We start from the raw sequence: 20,755 nt of genomic DNA on the forward strand, positions 1-20,755 counted from the left end.
CGCCGCACGATGACCGATCTGCCTCAGACGCCGTTGCTCGATACCGTTTCGACGCCGGCCGACCTTCGAAAGTTGGCCCCTGAACAGCTTCGCCAACTTGCCGACGAACTGCGGGCCGAGACGATCTCCGCGGTTGGCTCCACGGGCGGGCACCTTGGTTCGGGGCTGGGCGTGGTCGAGCTGACGACCGCGATCCACTATGTGTTCGATACGCCGCGCGACCGCCTGATCTGGGACGTCGGGCACCAATGCTATCCGCACAAGATCCTGACCGGGCGGCGTGACCGTATCCGCACGCTGCGGCAGGGCGGCGGCCTTTCCGGCTTCACCAAGCGCAGCGAGAGCGAATACGATCCGTTCGGCGCGGCGCACAGTTCCACCTCGATCTCGGCCGCGCTTGGCTTTGCCATCGCCAACAAGCTGGCCGACCAGCCGGGCAAGGCGATCGCGGTGATCGGCGACGGCGCGATGTCCGCCGGCATGGCCTATGAGGCGATGAACAACGCCGAGGCCGCAGGCAACCGGCTGGTCGTGATCCTGAACGACAATGACATGTCGATCGCGCCGCCGGTCGGCGGGCTGTCGGCCTATTTGTCGCGCATCGTTTCCAGCCGCGAATTCCTGTCGGTGCGCGAGTTGATGAAGAAGCTGGCGCGGCGTCTGCCGCGGCCGTTTCACAATGCAGCGCGCAAGACCGACGAATTCGCCCGCGGCATGACGATGGGCGGCACGCTGTTCGAGGAGCTGGGCTTTTACTACGTCGGCCCGATCGACGGGCATAATCTGGAACACCTCATCCCGGTGCTCGAGAATGTGCGCGACGCGGAGGAAGGCCCGATCCTGGTCCATGTCGTGACGAAGAAGGGCAAGGGCTATGCCCCGGCCGAGGCGGCATCCGACAAATATCACGGTGTGCAGAAGTTCGACGTGGTGACTGGCGCGCAGGCGAAGGCGCCGCCGGGGCCGCCGGCCTATCAGAACGTGTTCGGCGACGCGCTGGCCAATGAGGCGGATCGCGACCCGCGGGTCTGCGCGATCACCGCGGCCATGCCGTCGGGCACTGGGGTCGATCGCTTCGCGCAGCGCCATCCCGATCGCGCGTTCGACGTGGGCATTGCCGAACAGCATGGCGTGACCTTCGCCGCTGGCCTTGCGGCACAGGGCATGCGCCCGTTCTGCGCGATCTATTCGACGTTCCTGCAACGCGCCTATGACCAGGTGGTCCATGACGTGGCGATCCAGAACCTGCCGGTGCGCTTCGCGATCGATCGTGCGGGGCTGGTTGGCGCTGACGGCGCGACGCATGCCGGATCGTTCGACATCACCTATCTGGCGAGCCTGCCCAATTTCGTGGTGATGGCGGCGGCGGACGAGGCCGAGCTGGTCCACATGGTCCATACCTGTGTCGAGCATGATTCCGGCCCGATCGCGGTGCGATATCCGCGCGGCAACGGCACCGGCGTGCCGCTGCCCGGGACCCCCGAACTGCTGGAGATCGGCAAGGGCCGCATCGTGCGCGAGGGCAAGACGGTGGCGATCCTGTCGCTCGGCACCCGGCTGGCCGAGGCGCTGAAGGCGGCGGATCAGCTGGAGGCCAAGGGCCTGTCGACGACGGTGGCCGATCTTCGCTTTGCCAAGCCGCTGGACGAGGCGATGATCCGTCGCCTGCTGTCCAGCCACGAAGTTGCCGTGACGATCGAGGAAGGATCGGTTGGCGGCCTCGGCGCGCATGTCCTGACCATGGCATCCGACGAGGGGCTGATCGATGGCGGGCTGAAGCTGCGCACGCTGCGCCTGCCGGATGTCTTCCAGGATCAGGATACGCCGCAGGCGCAATATGCGGCGGCAGGGCTTGATGCCGATGGGATCGTCGGAACCGTGCTGAAGGCGCTGCGCTGGAACGAAACCGGCGCCGCTGTGGGCGCGTGAGCGGCTGGACCAAGGTCATCCTCGCCACTGCCATATTGGTGGTGGCGATGGCGGGCTTCAATCTCGCTCTGTGGCGCCGCCTGAAGGAAGCGCGGCGGATCGCGGCGTTGCGCGCCGAACAGGAAAGCGACGAGGCGCTGCCACCTTCCTGATCGCGCGCGGTGGCCGGTGGCCGGTGGCCGGTGGCCGTCCGCCTCAGTTGCGTGCCTCATGCGCAGTGTAATCATGCGGGCGGGCGAGGATCGCGCGGGCATCGCCTGGCGCCCTGACTTCGCCATGCGGCCCGCCGGCGGCCTCTATCACTCGGTCGAGCAGGGCCTGACCCTCGGGCCACCAGCCAAGTCCGCTGGCCGCGTTGAGATGGCCTTGTGCGCCAGCATCGACGAAGTAACTGCCCCAATCCGCCGCCAGGCTGTGCGCACGCTCGATCGAGACCCAGGGATCGTCGGTGCTCGCAACCAGGATCGAGGGGAAGGGCAGGGGGATTCGGGGTGCGGGGGCGAAGGTGTTCAGCTCCGCCGGTGCGCCCTCGCGATCCACGTCGGCAGGCGCGACGAGCAGGGCGCCCGCCACTGGCCATCCATAGGGTTGCGGGCTGAGCGACGCCCACCAGGCGATCGCCTGGCATCCCAGGCTATGCCCGACCAGGATGACGGGGGCCTGCGCGCTGGAGATTGCCTGGTCGAGCTTCGTCACCCAGGCGTTGCGATGCGGGGTATCCCACATGCCGAGATCGACACGGTGCGTGTCGAGGCGGCCTTGTTCCCAAAGAGTCTGCCAATGCGCCGGACCCGAATTGCCGAGGCCGGGAACCGTAAGGACGGTTGGCGGCCGCGCGATGCTGGACGAAAAATGGCCCATGATGGTGCTCCTGTCCGTCGGGGCGAGGCCGCGGTGCCAGTGCTCTAGGGGGACGCCCGGCATCGCGACCTCGACCTCTTTCTATATCCCATCAAATCCATGGGCAATGACTCAGTTCCGCCACAAGGTCGGATCGAGCAGCGCTTGCGACGAAGCGATCGGGGGGCGATAGGGCCGGCATGGCAAAGTCTCGCGTAGATCAGATGCTCGTCGATCGCGGCCTCGCCGAATCGCGCACCCGTGCGCAGGCGCTGATCATGGCCGGGCTGGTCTATGTCGGTGATCGCAAGGTGGAGAAGCCGGGGCAAAGCTTCGCAGAGGATGTGACGCTCGACGTGCGCGGCCGGGACCATCCCTGGGTGTCGCGCGGCGGCATCAAGCTGGCGCATGGGCTTGACCATTTCGGCTGGGACGTGGCGGGGACCGTCGCCATCGATGTGGGATCATCCACCGGCGGCTTCACCGACGTGCTGCTGAGTCGCGGTGCGGCGCGCGTGTATGCGGTCGACAGCGGCACCAACCAGCTTGCCTGGAAGCTGCGGCAGGACCCGCGCGTGATCGTTCATGAACAGACCAGCGCGCGCATCCTGACCGATGCACATATTCCCGAGCCGGTCGACCTGATCGTGTGCGACGCGAGCTTCATCGGCATTGCCAAGGTGCTGGAGGTGTCGCTGCGCTTCGCCAAGCCCGCCGCCCGCGCGCTGACGCTGGTGAAGCCGCAGTTCGAGGCGGGCCGCGAGGAAGTGGGGAAGGGCGGCGTGGTGCGCGACCCGACCGTTCACCGGCGCGTCTGCGACGAGGTGGCGGCCTGGTTCGAAACGCAGGGGTGGCGTGTCGAAGGCGTGAGCGAAAGTCCGATCACCGGGCCGGAAGGGAATGTGGAGTTCCTGCTCGCGGCTGTCCGCAATTGAGGCACTTGCGCGATTGATGATGATCGTGCGCGGTTTACGATCGCTGCGGGCCATGGTTAGGCGACGCAAAACGCCGCGGAGGAAATGTGGGGGCATTAGCGTCCAAGAGCCAGTTGCGCATGTCGTTCGTGCGATGGGCGCTCGTATGTGTCCCGCTGATCATGCTGCTGGGCTTTCTGTCGGGCCGCAGTGTCCCTTCGGGTGATCAGAACCTGTGGTATCAGGCGCTGGAGAAACCGGCGGTGACGCCGCCGGGCTGGGTGTTCCCGGTCGCCTGGACGACGCTCTATATTCTGCTCGGACTTGCGCTTGCTGCGATCCTGAACGCGCGCGGGGCACGGGGACGGGCGGCTGCGGTGGGGCTGTTCGCGGCTCAATTTGCGCTGAACCTTGCCTGGACTCCGCTGTTCTTTGGTGCGCATCGGGTTGGCGCCGCGTTGCTGGTGATCACGGTGATGCTGCTGCTGGCGATCGCCACCACCGTTGCCTTTGCCCGGATCCGCAAGGCGGCGGCGTGGATGATGGTCCCCTATCTGGTGTGGCTGAGCTTTGCCGCGGTGCTGACGTGGCGGATCGATCAGCTCAACCCCGACGCGGAAACCCTTGTGCCGAGCGCCCGAACCTCCCAAGTCATGGGTTGATTCTCTACCGAAAGGCTTTGGCGACATGCAGTCCGAAAACCGGCTGTTCGATGATCTGGCGAAATTGGTGAACGGCGCGGCCGGGACGTTGGCGGGTGTAGGGCGCGAGGCGCAGTCCGGCGCGCGGGAGCGAGCGCGCGAGTGGATCGGCGGCCTGGACTTCGTGAGCCGCGACGAGTTCGAGGCGGTGAAGGCGATGGCGGTTGCGGCACGTGACGAGGCCGATGCGCTTCGCGCGCGACTGGATGCACTGGAAGCGCGCCAGAACGGCTGATCTATCCACAACTGTCTGCGGCGCGTGCTTTGCGTTGCGGGGCTAACCCGTGCGATAAGATGGTGATGCTCGACGAAGCCGATCACGATCACGAACCCGAAGCCCCGCTGGACATGCTCGAAAACTATTTCTCGGCGCATGGCTGGTCGTACGACCGCCATGACGACGAGATCAGCGCGAGCGTGAAGGGCAGCTGGACCGAATATGAGCTTCGCGCCCTGTGGCGCGAAGAGGATGGGGTGTTGCAGTTCCTGGCGTTTCCGGACGTGAAGGTCGCGGAACATGCGCGCGCAGCGGTGTACGAGACGATCGGCCTCGCCAATGAACAGCTGTGGCTTGGCCATTTCGAGATGTGGTCGTCCAGCGGGATCCTGCTGTACCGCCATGCCGCCGTGGTCGATCAGACCGAGGAGGAGGCGACGCTGTCGCTCAACGCGGCGCAAGTGCTGGTGGAAACCGCGATCGACGAATGCGAGCGCTTCTATCCGGTGTTCCAGTTCGTCCTGTGGGGCGGGAAATCGCCGCGCGACGCCATTGCGGCGGCGCTGATCGAAACGCAGGGCGAGGCCTGAGCCGGTCATGAGCCTTCCCAGTTCCTTGTGGTTGATCGGTTGCGGCAACATGGGTGGCGCGATGCTGCGCGGCTGGATCGCGCAGGGCTTGCCGCCATCCGCGATCACCGTTGTCGATCCTGGCGCGCCTGACGTACCGGCGGGGGTACGGATTCTCGCCGCGCCGCCGCAGGAGTCTGCGCCGGAGGTGATCGTGCTCGCCGTCAAGCCGCAGTTGCTGGACACGGTCGCCCCGTCGATCGCGAGTATCCGCCCTGCGATCCTCCTGTCCATCCTGGCGGGAGTTGAGGAATCGGCACTGGCGGCGCGCATCGCGGCGGGCACGATCGTGCGTGCCATGCCCAACCTGCCGGTGGCGATTGGCAAGGGGGTGACGGCGCTTCATGCGACGTCCACCGACCAGGCGGTTCGAGACACCGCGGAGGCGCTGATCCGTCCGCTCGGTCAGGTCGAATGGATCGCCGACGAGGCGCTTTTCGACGCGGTGACTGCCCTTTCGGGTTGCGGTCCGGGGTTCGTGTTCCGGTTCATCGACGCGCTGGCTTCCGCCGGCGAGCGACTGGGCCTGCCGCGTGAGCAGGCCGCGCGCCTTGCGCTCGCCACGGTGGAAGGGTCAGCAGCGATGGCCGCCGGCGCGGACGTCAGCCCGGCGGTGCTTGCCGATCGGGTGGCGAGTCCCGGCGGGTCGACGCGCGAGGGGCTCAATGTCCTCGATCGTGACGCGGCGCTCAATCACCTGCTGGAAGCGACGCTGAGCGCGAGCTTCGAACGGAACCGGGAATTGGCCGCGGCGGCGCGCGGCTGATCTGACAAGCCGACATCCACCGGCCGCTGTTCGGCGGCCGGGGCGACGGCTCAGCCGCGCAGTGCGTCGATCCGGGGACGCTCTTCCTCGGGGATCAACCCTTGCAGGACGGCCCAGAACCCGCCCACGGCACCCTGGCCAGCCTCCAGATAGGCGGCAGCGAGCCGTTCGCGGAGCGCGTCGTACAGCCCGGCCTCGAACGCTTCACCTTCCTTGGTGAGGCGCAGGAGTCGTTGGCGGCGGTCCCGCTCGCCAGGCCGCGCCTCGACATAGCCACGCTCGGTCAATTCGCTCAGTACGCGGCCGAGCGACTGTTTGGTGATCCCCAGCAGCGCGAGCAGATCGGAGACCGCCATGTCGGGCTTCCGCGCGATGAAGTAGAGCGCGCGATGGTGCGCCCGGCCGAGACCGTGACGCGCGAGGCCGCGATCGATCGACCGCGTGATATGGGCGCTTCCGAAGTACAGCAGCTCGATACCGCGGCGAATTTCAGGCTCGCGCAGGAAGAGCGGAGAGGCGGAGGACGTCGGGGCAGCCATGTTGACCGGCATTGCCATCGGGCCTACCCGACCGCAACCCCGTCAACGGCGCGGTTGTTGCGCCTGCCAGGAGCTTTTTTCCGTGCCGACGCCTGCGCAATTCGCCTTTGAACCCAATTCCTCGCCGATCCCGGCGTCCGAACGCACCGCCCAGATCAGCGACCCGGCGTTTGGCCGCGTCTTCACCGATCATATGGCGGTGGTGCGCTGGAGCGAAGCGAAAGGGTGGCATGATGCGAAGATCACCGCACGCACCACGCTGTCGGTCGATCCGGCAACCGCGGTGCTTCATTATGCGCAGGAGATCTTCGAAGGGCTGAAGGCCTATCGTCATGATGACGGGTCCTTCGCGCTGTTCCGTCCCGCCGCCAATGCCGCGCGGTTCCGCGATTCCGCCCGCCGCATGGCGATGCCCGAGCTGCCCGACGATCTGTTCATCGGTTCGATCGAGGCGTTGGTAAAGACCGATGCCGACTGGTTCCCGGCGGTGGAGGGCGGGTCGCTGTACCTGCGGCCGTTCATGATCGCGAGCGAGGTGTTCCTGGGCGTGAAGCCGGCCGGGGAGTATCTGTACATGGTGCTGGCGTCGGCCGCCGGATCCTATTGGAAGGGCGGCGTCCGGCCGATCTCGCTGTGGGTGAGCCATGATTATTCGCGTGCCGCACCTGGCGGCACCGGCGCTGCCAAGTGCGGCGGAAATTACGCCACCAGCCTCGTCGCGCAGCAGGAGGCAATCCGCCGCGGATGCGACCAGGTGGTGTTCCTCGATGCGACGGAACGCCGCTGGATCGAGGAACTGGGCGGCATGAACATCTTCTTCGTGTTCGACGACGGCTCGATCCAGACGCCGCCGCTGACGGGAACGATCCTGCCGGGCATCACGCGCAACTCGATTCTCCAGCTTGCCCGTGGCGCGGGGCTCACCGTACGTGAGGAGCTGTATTCGATCGATCAATGGCGTGCGGATGCGGACAGCGGGCGGCTGGTCGAAAGCTTCGCCTGCGGTACCGCGGCCGTCGTGACCCCGATCGGGCAGGTCTCCGGGCCCGATTATGCGTTCACCATCGGCTCGGGCGGCACGGGGCAGATTACGCAGCGGTTCCTCGACAGCCTGACCGCCATCCAGCGCGGCCGCGCGCCTGATCCGCACAATTGGCTGCATCCGATCGCCTAAGGCCATTGCACTTCGCGCGCGCCCGTTATAGGCGCCCGCGTTCTGCTGGGGCGTCGCCAAGTGGTAAGGCACCGGTTTTTGGTACCGGCATTCGCAGGTTCGAATCCTGCCGCCCCAGCCAATTCGCCATTTAAGTTGTTGTTATAGCGGCAGGAAATCGGTTGCAGCCACTGGATTGGGCCGGTGGGTGTGACGGCTCCATGTGGAGATGCCGTGCCCGCTATCCAGAACGTCGAGCGCCGAGGCGCCGTTTATTACTGGCGCCGTACCGTCCGTTTCCAGGATGGTAAGCCTTTTACCCTACGCCTCAGCCTTCGAACGACCGCCCAGGCGGTGGCGCGCAGCATGGGGTGCGCAATGACCGCGAAGAGCGAGACGCTGAAGATGACCTTGGGCCAGGATTGCCGAGCCTCAAGCCTGACGACCGTCCAGAAGGCGGGCATCTTCCGCAAGGCGATGGAGGGGATGCGCGATCATCTCGAGCAGGTCCACGTCGGCTACCAGCGTACCGAACCCGACGCGACCTTCATGATCGAGGGTCTCGTCGGCATATACGAGGCGATGCTGAGGGATTTTGTCGTCCACGGCGTCCCGGAGAACCTGGGCAGCCGCCAACACGTCGAGACGCGCTTTCCGGGGCTGACGGACGAGCAGAAGGAGACGCTCATCGACTTCTTCGCCGATCGACCGGACTGGCGTGAACGGTCGCATGACAAGGCCGTTCAGGATCTTCGAACGGCGGGCGTTGTCGAAACCGAGGACAATCTCGACATCGCCCGGAAGGTCAATCTTGAAGGACGGCTGGCGGCCGCGCTGGAATATCGGCGTCGGCTCGTCGATCCGGCGACGATGTGGGCGGCCATGACCGATGATCGTGTTCCGGCCGCGCCGATGCCCTGCGCCGCTGTTGCCGCCGCGCCGGCGGCTGTTCCTGCTCCGGTTCCGCCGCGCGAGCCAGAGGTGGCCGAGCCGTGGGCGTCGATGACGCCGACCGAGGCTGCGGAGCGATTCATTGCCGACAATCCAAAGATCGTCGGTGACGCGAGACGCAAGGCGCGCTGGACGGAAAAGACCCGTACCCAATTCCTGTCGGCGGCGCGCCTGCTTGAAAAGAGTTATGGTGCCCGCCCTATACGCCTCGTCGCGCGCGAAGACGTGGTCCGGCTCAACGAGCATTTCTCCCGTCTGCCCGTCAGCCACCACAAGTCGCGGCGCCACGACGCGATGTCGCTCGAGGAAATTTGCCGCGAGGCAGAGGCGGAGATCAAGGCCGGTGCACGAGACCCGAAGACGATCGGTCTCCAATCGACCAGCACGAACCGCCACTTTCTCTTCCTGAAGGAACTGATGGCATGGGTCACCAAGCAGGTCGACGGCGTTGCCACCATCGACTGGTCGGACTTCCTCTATGAGGATGATCGCGACGCACGCGATCAGCGCGACGCGTATACCGAGGAAGAAGGACGGTGCCTGTTTCGTCTGCCGATCTGGACCGGGTCGCGATCACTCGGTCGTCGGCTCGAGCAGGGGGCCGAAATTTGGCACGACGCGGGCTTTTGGGTGCTGCCCATCGCGTGGTACACCGGTTGCCGGCGCGAGGAGATCTGCCAGCTGACGCTAGACGACATCGGTGAGGAGAACGGAATCTGGTTCTTCGCGATCACCGACGAGAACGGCGGGCGCGTCAAGAACAGGGCGGCGGTTCGACTAGTGCCATTCGCCGACGAACTGATGCGGCTCGGGCTGCCAGACTACGTCAAGGCGCTTCGTGCCGCGGGCGAGACAACGCTGTTTCCCGAGCTCCGAACCGCTTCGGGCAAGCGGAGCTATGGCGACGTCTATTACAAGAATTGGTGGATGAAGATCGCAAGGAAGCTGGACTTCATCGAGCCGGGCCAGGCCATCCACTCGTTTCGGCACACGGTCACGACGGAGTTGAAGCACCGTGAGGTATTCCTCGAAACCCGTGCCGATCTCGTTGGGCATACCATGAGTGGGGAAACTGCCGGTCGCTACTCGAAGGCGGCGCGGTTAACCCGGTTGAAGGAGGCCGTGGACCAAATCCCGAAGGTGACCGATCGCCTCCAGCCGCGGGCGACGCGTCTCCTGCCCGCCTCCAGCCGCCAGCCTCGTCCCGCTCGAGTGAAGAGCGGTGGATGATTTTATTTGGTCGGCTAGTAACGGGATAGAATGTGGTGAAGATGGCCGAATCTGGGACTTTGCTGCCGTTCAAGAGGATGTTTGGGAACGACGGGTTTCGGAAAAAGCAGTCCCTCTTCGGTCGCACCAGTCTGCATCTGCACAAGCGCGGCCGACCAAAAGCCATCCACGGCTCATTTCTTGAGAAAACCGTGCAGGTGGGCAGTGCAGATGACCGGGTGCGGCCTGTAGGGTGATTTGCAGTGTCGCACCAGGAGGTGCTGGCACCGAGCCTCCCGGCGATAAATACTGTATTTTGAAGCTTGCCTACTTACCCTGTTCTTCTGCATCAATGTCCGCGGTCGAGCAATTCCCGCACTTTGGCGGCCAGCGTGGCATAGGTGAAAGGCTTGGAGAGAAGGTCGACATCGGGGTCGAGCCGGCCGTCCCGCATGATGGCATCGCGGGTATAGCCCGACGTGAACAGCACGCGCAGCTCCGGATGCAGCGCCCTCGCACGGCTGGACAGTTCGGGACCAGACATGCGCGGCATCACCACGTCGGTCAGCAGCAGCGTCGCGCCGACGTCGTGGCCGCCGAGCAATCGCAGCGCGTCCTCGCCGTCGTGCGCCTCGACCACCTGGTAGCCCAGTTCACGCAGGATGCCAATCGTGTAGGCGCGGACGTCGTCGTCATCCTCGACCACTAGGATGGTCTCGTCGGCGTTACCCATCCGCGCTGAGGGCCGTCGCTCCTCGGCCTCCAGGAGGACGTCCTGCTGCTTGCGGGCCAGATAGAGCCGTACGGCCGTGCCGTGACCCTCGGCGGAGTCGATGGTGATGTGGCCGCCAGACTGTTTCACGAAGCCATAGACCATCGACAGGCCCAGCCCGGTACCCTTGCCGACTTCCTTGGTCGTGAAGAAGGGGTCGAACACTTTGGCGACCGTCTCCGGCGACATCCCCGTGCCGCTGTCAGTCACCGAGACGACGACATAGGCACCCGGCAGGCACCTGCCGGGGAGCGCCTCCTGAACCTCCACGTTACGGGCCTCGATGGTCAGGCCACCACCATTGGGCATCGCATCGCGCGCGTTCACTGCCAGATTGAGGATCGCGTTTTCGAGTTGGTGCGGATCGACCTCGACCTTCCAGAGCTCCGCGTCGGTGTCGATCCGGATCGCGATCGTCTCGGTGATCGAGCGGGTGAGCAGGTCCGACATGCCGGTCAGCACGCGGGCGATGTCGATCGTCTTGGGTTCAAGCGGCTGGCGACGCGAAAAGGCAAGCAACCGCTGGGTGAGCGAGGCCGCGCGCTCCGCCCCTTTCAGCGCATTTTCCAGCGAACGCCGCATTCTTGGATCGTGGTCCATGTCCATCCGGCGGACGACCGTGTCGATATTGCCGATGATGACGGTCAGCAGATTGTTGAAGTCGTGCGCGATGCCGCCGGTCAGCTGGCCGACGGCCTCCATCTTCTGGGCCTGGCGCAGCGCTTCCTCGGCTTCCCGGCGCTCGGCGACTTCCTGCTGGACGCGCATCTCCAGCGTATCCGCCAGCTCACGCAGCCTGGCTTCCTGCTCCTTGGCCGCGGTGACGTCATAGATCACGCCGATCAGGCGATAACCGGATCCTTCGCGAATGACCTCGCCGCGGCGCGCGATCCAGCGGTGGCTACCATCGTCATTGCGGACGATGCGGAAGACCGCGTCCAGCGTATCCCCGATCGCATCGCTGCCGGGTTGCGGCAGCAGCAGCGGCTCGCCATCGCACAGCACACTGTTGATCGTCCGCACCGGCAGCACCGAGGCGGGATGCAGGCCGAGCAGCTGGCAGAACTCGCTGGATACGGTAGCGGTGGCGAAGCCGTCACTGTATTCGAACGTGCCAACGCCGCCCGCCGACTGGGCGATGCGCAACCGCTCCTCGGTCCGCTTCCGTTCGGTGACGTCGATGAGCAAGCCAGTGAAGCGCACCGGCACGTCATTCTCGTCCAGATGCGTCTGGCCGCGCCCGTGCATCCACAGGGTCGAGCCGTCCGGCGCGAGCACCCGGAATTCCTTGGAGAAACGCTCGGCCCCGGCGAGCATGCCGGCCACGGCGATGCGAATCCGCGGTCGATCCGCCGGGTGGATCGCGGCGAAGAAGGTCGCCGTCGGCAGGTCCTTCGCGGCGGCGTCGGAGTCTAGCCCGTACAGCTCCGCAAAGCGCGTATCGACGCGCAGGGCGTCGGCCGCAATGTCCCAGTCCCAGCAGCCACTCGCACCGGCGGCGGCGAGGATCGACCGAACCTGCTCGGCGCCTGCCTCAGCCATCGTCCCCCACCACCCGCGCGATGAACTCGTCGAGCAGTTCCTTCAGCTTTTCGAGCGAGGGGATGTCCATGATCATCGCGATATAGCCGCGGATGTCGCGCTTGCGCACGGCGAAGTCGATGTAGAGGAACAGCACCAGCCCATCTTCGTCCTCGGCATCGTCGATCTCGAACAGCGTCGCACTGTTGCCGTGCAGTACCTCGGGAATGGTCATCGCCAGCGAACGCTTGAGCATGTTGGCGATCGTGGCGAGGCAGGCATTCAGAATGACGTTGCCGGTTTCGGTCAGCGCCTCGCGCTCCATCTCGGCCAGGTCTTCGGCCGAGAGGCTTTCGCCGGTGACGGAGCGGACCAGCTCCAGGCTGTTGTTTTCGGGGAAGATGAGCAGCGCGCGGCCGGCAAAGGCACCGTCGAAATCCTGCCGCACGGCGACCAGCTCGGCCGCCTCGCGTTCGCTGATCAGCCGGGCCGCCCGGCGCTGGCTGACGATGTCGATCGCGGGGACCGACAGCGTCACCTGGTCCCCGATCATCTTGCGCAGGCTGGAGGCAGCGCGTCCTACGCCGATATTGACGATCTCGGTCAGCGCATCGCGCTCGAGTTCGCCGAGCGTCACGCTATCGCGGATCATGCCTTCGCCGAACGCAGGCGGAGCGCGGCGCCCGAGAGAAACGCCTCGAGGCTGTCCGCGCTGACCGGCTTGGGGACGAACGCGGCCCCGATCGCGCGGGCGCGGGCGATAATCTCGTCCTGGATATTGGCTGTGATGATGGCGATGGGCATATTCGGACGCATCGCGTGGAGCTCGCCGGCAAGTTCCAGCCCGTCCTTTTCTGCCATGTTGAAATCGATCAGGCACACATCCACCGGCTGGACGGCGACCACCTCATGTGCCTGCGCTGCGCTGCTCGCCTCAACCTTGTGCCACTCCGGTTGCAGCTCGGCGAGCGCCTTGCCGGCGACGATGCGCGCAAGCTTGCTGTCATCGACGATGAGGACGGTAACCGGCATTCGGAACTCCAGATCAAGGCCTGTGCAGCGCAAAGCGGTCCAGCTGCGCAACGGTCCTAGCGACGAATCGTCCCGATGTCATTGCAACAGATTGAGCAGGTATCGTGCCAGAAAGTCGTTGGCGGGCACGCCGCGAACCGGCGGCCGCGCGGCAAGCAGCACCTGCGCCACCGCCAGATGCAGCCGCTGCGCCGCGCCCAGATCGACCGTGCAACCGGGCTGTTCCTGCAGGGCGACCAGCAGGGCGTCCGCATCTTCGGCGGAGCACCGGCCGACCAAGTGGATGCCGTCTGGCTCGATGCGAACGGTCATGCGACCAGCGCCGGAAGATCAAGGACGAGGAGCACGCCGCCATCGCCGAGCAGGGTGGCGCCGCCGATCCCGGATACACCCGCCAGCAAGCCGCTGGGCGGCCGTACCATCGCATTGATGCGCGCGCCGAACGCATCGACCCGCAGGGCGACCAGCTCCCCCCCCCCGCTGGTGACGAGCAACTTGGCATGGGCGCCGAGCTGCTCGGTGCCTCCCAACAGGCGGGCGAGGCTGAGCACCGGCACGGTGCGGCCGCGCAGGACGCAGGCGGTACCCTCGCCGATCGGCAGCAGCGCCGATTGCGCGACGCGGACGGTCTCCATCACCTGGTCGAGCGCAACGCCGTAGCGATCCCCGGCCGCCTCGACGACGAGCAGCCGGGTGGTGAGCGCGTTGGCGGGGAAGCGCAACCGGAAGCGCGTGCCCTGGCCGGGCGTGCTGTCGATCGCGATCGTGCCGCGTAATTTCTCCACTGCCGTCTGGACCGCATCCATGCCTACCCCGCGACCGGACACGCCGGTGACCGTCTCCGCCGTCGAAAAGCCGGGCGCGAAGATCAGGCGGAGCGCGGCGGCGTCGCTCAGCTGGTCGGCGGCCTCGGCCTCCAGCAGGCCGTGGGCCATGGCAGTCGCGCGGATTCGCGCCGGGTCGATCCCGCCGCCGTCATCGGCCAAGGTGATCGCCACCGCATCGCCCTCCCGGCGCGCGGTGAGCGTGATCCGTCCCTCGGCAGGCTTGCCGGCGGCGGCGCGCGTCGCCGCATCCTCGATGCCGTGGTCGATGGCGTTGCGCAGCAGGTGCAGCAGCGGCTCGGACAGCCCTTCCGCGATCTGCTTGTCGATCTCCAGCCCCTCGCCCTCGATTGCGAAGGCGATGGGCTTGCCGAGCGTCGCAGAAATCTCGCGGGCGAGGCGCGGCAGGCGGCGGAGCGTCAGCGCGAGCGGCACCAGCCGCACCGCCGCGACGCTCCGCTGCAGGTTGGCGGCGCTGCGTTCGATGCCCGCCTGCGCGGTGCGAACGGCAGCGGCCAGCGTACGGTCCTGGGCCTCGATGCGGGCGGCGAGCGGCGCAAGGGCATTGACCGCCACCAGCAGCTCGCCGAGGCCGTCGACCAGCGCATCGATGCGCGCGGCGTCGATGCGCAGCGTGGTCGCGGGGCCTGCTTCGGCGGGCGCGTTGGGGGCGGGCGCCGGGGCGGCCGCCTCGATGCGATGCAGCGCGATCTGGTCCGGCATCATCCGGAAGGCGGCGCGGACCACCTCCGGCGACGCTGTGCTCAGCCCTTCGAGGATCGAGATGCAGCGGAACGGCTCGATCGCGTCGAGCGCGGGCCAGCGACCTTCGGCCGGACGGATATCGAGCCGGAGCAGGTCCGGGATCGCGGCGATGATCGCCAGCGGATCCTCGCCGCGGAAGAAACAATCAGGATCGGGTGTGTAGCGGAACGCCACCACGGGGCCCTCGGCGCCGTCGGCCAACTGCCGGGCCCAGTCCGGTGTGGCGGCGGAGGACGACACGGGTGCGGCGGCCTCCCGCCCGGGAAGGCCCGCGATCAACGCCGCCGCGACACCGTCTGCATCCTCGCTCAGCGCGCCCCGCAGCTCCACATCGTCGATCCAGCGGTCGACGCCGTCCAGGCACGCGACCAGCGCGACCGTTGCCGCGCTGCAGAGCGCCATGCTGCCTTTGCGGGCGCGTTCGAGCACGTCCTCGGCGGCGTGGAGCGTGCGTTCCGCCGCCGCCATCGGGAAGATCGCGACCGAGCCTTTCAGCGTGTGGATCGCGCGAAAGGCGTCGTCGATCGCGGCGGCGTTTCCGGGGTCGCGCGCCAGCACCTCGAACGCCGCCGCCGCCTGGGCGACCAGGTCGCGCCCCTCGACCAGAAATTGCGCCAGCAGTTCGTCCATCACGGCTTACGATAGACGATTGCGTCTTCAAGGCGAGCCATTGTGAACTTGTCCGTGATCCGCGACATGGATTCGCTGTGCCCGAGGCAGACGAAGCCGCCGCTGTTGAGGCTCTCGAAAAGGTTGGAGGCGCCGAGCTGCCGCGAGTCATCGTCGAAATAGATCAGCAGGTTGCGGCATAGGATCACGTCGAACCGGCCGAGCCCGGCGAGCGTCGCGCGATCGACGATGTTGGCGGGAGTGAAACGCACCGATTCGCGCAGATCGTCGATGATCTTGCGGCGATGGCCGCGCTCGGGCTCGAAATAGCGCTCGACCACGTCCGCCGGCAGCCTGGCCAACGCGCGCGCGGCATAGCGCCCCGCCCGCGCCTGGGCGAGCGCGGCGGTATCGAGGTCCGAACCGACGATCTCGATGTGATAGGCATCGACCAGCGGCCAGTTTTCGAGCAGCCAGATCGCGATCGAATAGGCTTCCTCGCCCGTCGAGCAGGGCATCGACCAGATCCGGATCAAGTCGCCGGGGCGCCGGGTGCGAATCAGCTCGGGCAGGATCTGCCGGGCGAGCGCGGCGAACTGGTGGTCCTCGCGGTAGAAATAGGTCTCGTTGATCGTGAAGGCGTTGATCAGCGCCTCGCGCTCGGCCGGGTTGGCGGCCACGAAATCGAGATAACGCGTCACCTCGGCGATGCCGCTCCGCGCCATCCGCGCGCCGATCCGCCGCTCGATATAATAGCGCTTGTTGGCGCCGAAGATCATTCCGGTCCAGCGATAGAGCAGCGCCCCCACCCGCGCGACCTCGTCGTCGGAAAGCGCCGCCGGGGGTGCGCTGGCAAGGGTGCTCTCCCGCGTCACCGTGCGAAGCAGGCTAGCAGTTCGGCCGCGAGCCGATCGAGCGGTGCCACGATCGTGGCGCCACCGGCGGCGACCAGCGCCCCCGGCATGCCCCAGATCACCGCGCTATCGGCAGATTCGGCAAGCGTCATGCCGCCCAGCGCCTTCAATTCCGTCATGGCGCCGGCGCCGTCGTTTCCCATACCGGTCATCAACACGCCAACCAGCCGCTCGGGGGCGACGCTCTTCATCGCGCTCGCCACGAGGCGATCGACGCTGGGATGCCAGAAATGCTCGGCGCTGCTCGGCGCGGCGGCAGCGGCGAGCGCGCCCGCGCGGCGGGTGACGACCAGATCGGCATCGCCGCGACCGATATAGACGTTGCCCGGCGCAAGCACCGTCGTGCCCGTCACCTCCTGGACGCTCAAAGCGCACAGCTTGTCGAGCCGCCGCGCGAGCGGGCCGGTGAAGCTCGCGGGCATGTGCTGCGCGACGAGGATCGGCCAGGGGAAATCCTCGGGCAGATTGCCGAGCAGCGCATCGAGCGCCGGTGGCCCCCCGGTCGAGCAGCCGACCAGCACCAGCCCCTCGGGCGGCAGCGGCGCGGCGAGCGGCGCGGTGCGACGCGGCGCGGCGGGCTTAGGTTCGGCGACAACCGTCCCCCGTGCCCGAACGCGCTCGCGCAGCCGAGCAGTCCGCGAAATCCGGGCACCCGCTGCGCTACGGACCTTCTCGACCAGCGCGGGGACGACGGAGTCGATCTCCAGCGACAGCGCGCCCCGCGGCTTGGCGATGAAGTCCACCGCGCCGAGTTCGATCGCCTCCAGCGTCTCGTCCGCCCCTTCCGCGGTCAGCGCCGAGACCATCACCACCGGGCACGGCCGCGTCACCATGATTTGATCGAGGCAGGCAAGCCCGTCCATGCCGGGCATGTGGATGTCGAGCGTGATCACGTCGGGCGCGACCTCGGCGAGCAGGTCGAGCGCCTCGCCGCCGCTGCGCGCGACCGCCACTTCGAACCCGCCGGCCTCGGTGAAGATATCGACCAGCAGGCGCCGCATCAGCGGGGAATCGTCGACGACGAGCAGCTTGATCACGATGCGGCGGCCATGCCCCGCAGCAGGTCCTGTTCGGCGCGGTCGAGCAGTTCGCGGGGCGATACGACCAGCACGATCCGGTCCTGATCGGGCAGATTGGCGACCCGTTCGAACACACGCGTCTCGGCGCCGCCAAGATCGGGCGCCGGGCCCACCGCATCAGCGGCGATGCGCAGGACCTCGGAGGCGGAATCGACGACGAAGCCCGCCTGCAGATCGCCGATGCGGACCACCACCACGCGCCGCTTGCCGCTCGCCGCCATGGCCGCGCCGAAGCGCTCGGCCTGGTCGATCACCGGCACCACCGCGCCGCGCAGGTTCATCACCCCCTGCACGAAGGCGGGCGCCTTGGGCAGGCGGGTGAGCTTGCGCGGCAGCGGAGCGACTTCCTCCACCGCGGCAATGGGTAGCGCGAAGTCGCTGTCGCCGATCCGGAACAGGAGAAACTGTTCGCCCGTCGCGTCCATGGCGCTTTCCTCGATCTCGTTCGCGGTACTGGCTTGCGTGAGCCGCGCGGTGATGTCTTCGCGCAGCAGATGCTCGGCGGCGAGCAGCGATACCAGCCGCCGTCCCCCGTCGAGCCGGCAGATCGCCTGGATCCGCGCCTCGGCACTCCCCCGGGTGAGCACCTGCGGCATCGCGTCGATCGCGGCCTCGGGCACGCGCTCGACCCCGCGAATCGAATCGACCACCAGGCCCACGCAGTGCGGCCCGATCCGCGCGACCACGACGCGGGTCCGCGCGGTCGCTGCCGCCGCCGGCATGGCGAGCAGCGCGCGGAGGGAGAGCAACGGCAGCAGCGCGCCGCGCACGGTGGCGCTGCCGACGACCACCGCGTCGGCGTGCGGCATTGCCGCGATCGCCTCGGGCAGCCGCAGCACGCTCTCGACGGCGCCCAGCGGCAACGCGAATTCCTGGCTGCCGAGCGCGAAGACGACGAGCGGCAGCACGGCATGGTCCGCGGTTTCGGCCGCCGCTTCCGCCGCCACCGCCCGGCCCACCGCCCGGCGGCTGCCATCCGGGGCCAGGCTCGCCGCGATCAGCGCGGGCAGGTCGAGCATGCGGGCGCCGCTATCGCCGTCCTCCGCCAGCGCATCGACGGCGTCCACCGCCAGCCCGAACAGCGCGCAGTCGTCGACGATCACAACTCGCTGCTCGGTACCGACCGGGCGCTCCACCAGATCGGCCAGCGACAATACCGGCACCACCGCCCCGCGGATATTGGCCAGCCCCAGCAGCGCGCTGGGCGCATGCGGCACCCGCGTCAGCCGCGGGATCCGCGCGACCTCGCGGACGATCGGCGCGGGCACGGCAAGCCGTTCGCCGCCGGCTTGCAGCGTCAGCACCCGCAGCCCTGCCGCGCCCTCGCTGCCCATCGCGCTCAGGCCGCCTGCGCGGCGAGTGCCGTCGCGATCTGGGCGATTTCCTCGATCGCGACGGCCAGCAACTCGGCCCCATGCGCCTGCTGGCGCGCGGCGGCGCCGGCCTCGCGCGCGGCACCGTTCGCCAGATCCGCCGCTTCGGCGATCTGGGTGGTTCCGCTGCGGATCTCGCGCACGGAGCGCAGGATGTCCTGCGTTCCCGCGAGGATCGCATCGTTCGCGCCGCGCGCCGCCTGCAGGTCCTCGATCATCGCGCGGAAGCGCTCGACGAACGCACGGTTGCGCCCGATTTCCACTTCGGCCGCGCCGATCACCTGTTCGAGGTCGCGGCGCACCGTCGCGATCTGCTCCTGCATCGTGCGCACGATGTCCGCCGCGTGATCGGCGCGCGTCGCCGAATCCTGCGCGAGCTTGCGGATGTCGCCCGCCACCAGGGTGAAGCCGCGCCCGGCCTCGCCCGCGCGCGTCGCCTCCACCGAGCCGCTCACCGCGAGCATGTTGGTCTGCACCGAGATCAGCGCGAGCTTGCCGATGATCTTGTCGATGCCGCGCGCCGTCTCCGACAGCGCAGCCAGTAGATCGAGCACGGCGCGAAGCTCCGCCAGACCATGCTCGACGCCGCCCGCCACCCGTTCGATCGCCGCGCCGCTTACCACGACGCCCTCGACGATGGCGCCGATCCGCTCGGCCGCCGCGGAGGCGCGCGCCCGCAGCAACTCGGCCAGGCCCTCGATCTGGCCCATCGCGGTATCGGCCTGCATGGTCGAGGACGCCTGGATCTGGGTGCCGCGCGCGATCTGTTCGAGCGCGACCAGGATCTCGCCCGAGGCACCCGAAAGCTCCTGCACCGTAGCCGAAAGCTCCTCGGCCGCGGCAGCGATCTGCTCGACCGCGCCCTGGTTCGCGCCGTCGCCCTCCAGCGCTTGGATCAGATCGCCCAGCATCTCGGCGGTGCGCTGACTTTCGTCCAGCGACGTGCCCTGCTGCTCCACCGCCTGCTGCGCCTGCGCGGTGGCCGCCGATTGCTCCTCGGCGGCACTTGCGACCTGCTCGGCGCCTTGCTCAGCCTCTGCGGCAGCGGCCTCGGCCTCCGCCGAGGCCTGGACGATCGCCGCCGTGCCCGCGCCCAGCGCCGCCAGTTCCTCGCGCGCTTCCTTTAGCTGCACGACTACGGCGCGGCCCGACTGCGCCTCGCGCGTTGCCAGTTCGGAAGCCGCGCGCACCTGCTGCACCACCCGGTTCACCTCGCCGACGACGCTTGCCGCCAGCTGCTGGATCTCGCCTGCGCTGGCTTCGGAGCCTTCGGACAGCGCGCGAACCTCGTCCGCCACCACCGCAAAGCCGCTGCCGGCATCGCCGGCCCGCGCTGCCTCGATCGTCGCGTTGAGCGCAAGGAGGCTGGTCTCGTCGGCAACATCGGCGACGCTGACGCCGACCGTGCCGATCTCCCCGGCCACCTGCTCCAGTGCGTTGATCACGGCGACGGTCGCGAGCTGACGCTGGGCGTTGAGCTCGATCGCGACGACCGACACCTCGATCTGTACCCCCACCTCCGCAAAGGCGTTCTGGACGATCTCGATTTGGCGGCGCGCATCCTCGGCCCGCGTGCTCGCGTCCCTGAAATTGGCGTTGAGCGAGGCGATGAGGCCCTGCGATTCCTGCGCCGCGCCGGCGGCTTCCTCGGCGCCGCTCGCGATCTGGTCCATCGCCCGCTGCAACTCGCTCGCTGCGGCGGAGGCCTCGGCGATGCCGCTAGCCAGTTCCTGAACGGCCTGGTCGATCCCCTCGATGGCATTGGCGGGGCGGCGCGCTCGGCGGGTAACCCGCGCCTGCGGGACGGGCGCCGATGCCGGCTTGGCCTCTGCCGCCGTGGATTCTTCCCTATCGCGCTTTGCACGAGCCCCAAGGGTCGATTTCTTCACCAGCGCCATTAGAACTCCAGAGATATTGGGCTTTCAGCCTGTTTAGAGCACAGCGGACGACGGCGCCAGCATCCGCATAGCGGCGGCACCTGCCGTCAAGCGATGCGGGGACCGACTGCGTTTGTGGCA

At 67.6% G+C, this 20,755-nt stretch carries 21 protein-coding genes and 1 tRNA gene; 11 read left to right on the top strand and 11 right to left on the bottom strand.

The annotated features are described in order from the left end of the window. Positions 1-9 precede the first annotated feature (9 nt). Both dxs and ACH0BU_RS13850 read left to right on the top strand, forming a co-directional pair. Positions 10-1,929, top strand: a complete 1,920-nt coding sequence (dxs, locus tag ACH0BU_RS13845) for a 1-deoxy-D-xylulose-5-phosphate synthase (protein WP_046411148.1) — start codon at positions 10-12, stop codon at positions 1,927-1,929. Then, a complete protein-coding gene (locus ACH0BU_RS13850; protein WP_156167287.1) occupies positions 1,926-2,081 on the top strand; it encodes a hypothetical protein in 156 nt (51 codons plus the stop codon). The genes dxs and ACH0BU_RS13850 overlap by 4 nt, the downstream gene beginning before the upstream one ends. Positions 2,082-2,124: 43 nt before the next feature. On the opposite strand, the gene ACH0BU_RS13855 is transcribed toward ACH0BU_RS13850, so the two are convergent. Further along, positions 2,125-2,790 carry an RBBP9/YdeN family alpha/beta hydrolase gene (locus ACH0BU_RS13855; RefSeq protein ID WP_125944610.1) on the bottom strand — a complete coding sequence of 222 codons (666 nt, stop codon included), beginning with the start codon at positions 2,788-2,790 and terminating at the stop codon, positions 2,125-2,127. Between the two features lie 179 nt (positions 2,791-2,969). Here ACH0BU_RS13855 and ACH0BU_RS13860 point away from each other — a divergent pair, with 179 nt between their 5' ends. From ACH0BU_RS13860 to proC, 5 genes are all read left to right on the top strand, one after another. Beyond that, positions 2,970-3,704: a TlyA family RNA methyltransferase gene (locus ACH0BU_RS13860; protein ID WP_136451338.1), complete on the top strand. Its 735-nt coding sequence runs from the start codon at positions 2,970-2,972 to the stop codon at positions 3,702-3,704. 119 nt (positions 3,705-3,823) lie between these two features. Next, entirely contained in the window at positions 3,824-4,345 is a 522-nt protein-coding gene (locus ACH0BU_RS13865) for a TspO/MBR family protein (protein ID WP_500264196.1), read from the top strand. A gap of 25 nt (positions 4,346-4,370) precedes the next feature. Then, complete coding sequence (locus tag ACH0BU_RS13870) at positions 4,371-4,619, top strand: accessory factor UbiK family protein (RefSeq protein WP_046411144.1); 249 nt, start codon at positions 4,371-4,373, stop codon at positions 4,617-4,619. A gap of 59 nt (positions 4,620-4,678) precedes the next feature. Beyond that, positions 4,679-5,191, top strand: coding sequence for a type III secretion system chaperone family protein (locus ACH0BU_RS13875; RefSeq protein WP_046411142.1), 513 nt, complete (start codon positions 4,679-4,681; stop codon positions 5,189-5,191). A 7-nt stretch (positions 5,192-5,198) separates the two neighbouring features. Beyond that, entirely contained in the window at positions 5,199-5,996 is a 798-nt protein-coding gene (gene proC, locus ACH0BU_RS13880; protein ID WP_296219784.1) for a pyrroline-5-carboxylate reductase, read from the top strand. Between the two features lie 50 nt (positions 5,997-6,046). Here the strand turns inward: proC and ACH0BU_RS13885 are convergent, their stop codons facing one another. Beyond that, on the bottom strand, positions 6,047-6,535 hold the full coding sequence (locus ACH0BU_RS13885; RefSeq protein ID WP_082103161.1) for a MarR family transcriptional regulator: 489 nt from the start codon (positions 6,533-6,535) through the stop codon (positions 6,047-6,049). An 82-nt stretch (positions 6,536-6,617) separates the two neighbouring features. Between ACH0BU_RS13885 and ACH0BU_RS13890 the strand changes: the two genes are divergently transcribed. The 4 genes from ACH0BU_RS13890 (at position 6,618) to ACH0BU_RS13905 (ending at position 10,105) form a co-directional block, all read left to right on the top strand. Then, entirely contained in the window at positions 6,618-7,709 is a 1,092-nt protein-coding gene (locus ACH0BU_RS13890) for a branched-chain amino acid aminotransferase (protein ID WP_296219779.1), read from the top strand. Between the two features lie 46 nt (positions 7,710-7,755). Continuing rightward, positions 7,756-7,830 (top strand) — tRNA-Gln (locus ACH0BU_RS13895). Between the two features lie 236 nt (positions 7,831-8,066). Then, positions 8,067-9,869, top strand: coding sequence for a site-specific integrase (locus ACH0BU_RS13900; RefSeq protein WP_500264197.1), 1,803 nt, complete (start codon positions 8,067-8,069; stop codon positions 9,867-9,869). 35 nt (positions 9,870-9,904) lie between these two features. After that, the gene (locus ACH0BU_RS13905) at positions 9,905-10,105 is read left to right on the top strand and encodes a hypothetical protein (RefSeq protein WP_296219864.1); all 201 of its coding nucleotides are present in this window, start codon (positions 9,905-9,907) and stop codon (positions 10,103-10,105) included. Positions 10,106-10,197: 92 nt separating this feature from the next. Here ACH0BU_RS13905 and ACH0BU_RS13910 read toward each other — a convergent pair whose 3' ends face one another. The 9 genes from ACH0BU_RS13910 to ACH0BU_RS13950 all read right to left on the bottom strand — a co-directional run bounded on the left by ACH0BU_RS13910 (position 10,198) and on the right by ACH0BU_RS13950 (position 20,635). Next, positions 10,198-12,162 (bottom strand): PAS domain-containing protein, encoded by a 1,965-nt coding sequence (locus tag ACH0BU_RS13910; protein WP_296219866.1) that lies wholly within the window; start codon positions 12,160-12,162, stop codon positions 10,198-10,200. Beyond that, complete coding sequence (locus tag ACH0BU_RS13915; protein WP_296219868.1) at positions 12,155-12,793, bottom strand: chemotaxis protein CheX; 639 nt, start codon at positions 12,791-12,793, stop codon at positions 12,155-12,157. The genes ACH0BU_RS13910 and ACH0BU_RS13915 overlap by 8 nt, the downstream gene beginning before the upstream one ends. Beyond that, positions 12,790-13,173: a response regulator gene (locus ACH0BU_RS13920; protein ID WP_296219898.1), complete on the bottom strand. Its 384-nt coding sequence runs from the start codon at positions 13,171-13,173 to the stop codon at positions 12,790-12,792. The genes ACH0BU_RS13915 and ACH0BU_RS13920 overlap by 4 nt, the downstream gene beginning before the upstream one ends. 78 nt (positions 13,174-13,251) lie before the next feature. Further along, positions 13,252-13,485, bottom strand: coding sequence for a hypothetical protein (locus ACH0BU_RS13925; protein ID WP_296219870.1), 234 nt, complete (start codon positions 13,483-13,485; stop codon positions 13,252-13,254). Beyond that, positions 13,482-15,392, bottom strand: a complete 1,911-nt coding sequence (locus ACH0BU_RS13930) for a chemotaxis protein CheA (protein WP_500264198.1) — start codon at positions 15,390-15,392, stop codon at positions 13,482-13,484. Before ACH0BU_RS13930 ends, ACH0BU_RS13925 begins: the two co-directional genes overlap by 4 nt. After that, positions 15,392-16,246, bottom strand: coding sequence for a CheR family methyltransferase (locus tag ACH0BU_RS13935; protein WP_296219874.1), 855 nt, complete (start codon positions 16,244-16,246; stop codon positions 15,392-15,394). The genes ACH0BU_RS13930 and ACH0BU_RS13935 overlap by 1 nt, the downstream gene beginning before the upstream one ends. Beyond that, entirely contained in the window at positions 16,243-17,322 is a 1,080-nt protein-coding gene (gene cheB / locus ACH0BU_RS13940; RefSeq protein ID WP_500264199.1) for a chemotaxis-specific protein-glutamate methyltransferase CheB, read from the bottom strand. The genes ACH0BU_RS13935 and cheB overlap by 4 nt, the downstream gene beginning before the upstream one ends. Then, on the bottom strand, positions 17,319-18,698 hold the full coding sequence (locus ACH0BU_RS13945) for a chemotaxis protein CheW (RefSeq protein WP_296219878.1): 1,380 nt from the start codon (positions 18,696-18,698) through the stop codon (positions 17,319-17,321). Before ACH0BU_RS13945 ends, cheB begins: the two co-directional genes overlap by 4 nt. Positions 18,699-18,703: 5 nt before the next feature. Further along, on the bottom strand, positions 18,704-20,635 hold the full coding sequence (locus ACH0BU_RS13950) for a methyl-accepting chemotaxis protein (RefSeq protein ID WP_296219881.1): 1,932 nt from the start codon (positions 20,633-20,635) through the stop codon (positions 18,704-18,706). Between the last annotated feature and the right edge of the window lie 120 nt (positions 20,636-20,755).

The sequence above is a fragment of the Sphingomonas olei genome (assembly GCF_045369765.1).
Lineage (GTDB): Bacteria > Pseudomonadota > Alphaproteobacteria > Sphingomonadales > Sphingomonadaceae > Sphingomonas > Sphingomonas panaciterrae.

What these genes read in the sequence shown, in the direction of transcription:
- dxs (WP_046411148.1), top strand. Translation starts at nt 10, where the DNA reads ATGACCGATCTGCCTCAGACGCCGTTGCTCGATACCGTTTCGACGCCG.
- ACH0BU_RS13855 (WP_125944610.1), bottom strand. Translation starts at nt 2,790, where the DNA reads ATGGGCCATTTTTCGTCCAGCATCGCGCGGCCGCCAACCGTCCTTACG.
- ACH0BU_RS13860 (WP_136451338.1), top strand. Translation starts at nt 2,970, where the DNA reads ATGGCAAAGTCTCGCGTAGATCAGATGCTCGTCGATCGCGGCCTCGCC.
- ACH0BU_RS13865 (WP_500264196.1), top strand. Translation starts at nt 3,824, where the DNA reads ATGTCGTTCGTGCGATGGGCGCTCGTATGTGTCCCGCTGATCATGCTG.
- ACH0BU_RS13870 (WP_046411144.1), top strand. Translation starts at nt 4,371, where the DNA reads ATGCAGTCCGAAAACCGGCTGTTCGATGATCTGGCGAAATTGGTGAAC.
- ACH0BU_RS13875 (WP_046411142.1), top strand. Translation starts at nt 4,679, where the DNA reads ATGGTGATGCTCGACGAAGCCGATCACGATCACGAACCCGAAGCCCCG.
- proC (WP_296219784.1), top strand. Translation starts at nt 5,199, where the DNA reads ATGAGCCTTCCCAGTTCCTTGTGGTTGATCGGTTGCGGCAACATGGGT.
- ACH0BU_RS13885 (WP_082103161.1), bottom strand. Translation starts at nt 6,535, where the DNA reads ATGGCTGCCCCGACGTCCTCCGCCTCTCCGCTCTTCCTGCGCGAGCCT.
- ACH0BU_RS13900 (WP_500264197.1), top strand. Translation starts at nt 8,067, where the DNA reads ATGACCGCGAAGAGCGAGACGCTGAAGATGACCTTGGGCCAGGATTGC.
- ACH0BU_RS13910 (WP_296219866.1), bottom strand. Translation starts at nt 12,162, where the DNA reads ATGGCTGAGGCAGGCGCCGAGCAGGTTCGGTCGATCCTCGCCGCCGCC.
- ACH0BU_RS13915 (WP_296219868.1), bottom strand. Translation starts at nt 12,793, where the DNA reads ATGATCCGCGATAGCGTGACGCTCGGCGAACTCGAGCGCGATGCGCTG.
- ACH0BU_RS13920 (WP_296219898.1), bottom strand. Translation starts at nt 13,173, where the DNA reads ATGCCGGTTACCGTCCTCATCGTCGATGACAGCAAGCTTGCGCGCATC.
- ACH0BU_RS13925 (WP_296219870.1), bottom strand. Translation starts at nt 13,485, where the DNA reads ATGACCGTTCGCATCGAGCCAGACGGCATCCACTTGGTCGGCCGGTGC.
- ACH0BU_RS13930 (WP_500264198.1), bottom strand. Translation starts at nt 15,392, where the DNA reads ATGGACGAACTGCTGGCGCAATTTCTGGTCGAGGGGCGCGACCTGGTC.
- ACH0BU_RS13945 (WP_296219878.1), bottom strand. Translation starts at nt 18,698, where the DNA reads ATGGGCAGCGAGGGCGCGGCAGGGCTGCGGGTGCTGACGCTGCAAGCC.
- ACH0BU_RS13950 (WP_296219881.1), bottom strand. Translation starts at nt 20,635, where the DNA reads ATGGCGCTGGTGAAGAAATCGACCCTTGGGGCTCGTGCAAAGCGCGAT.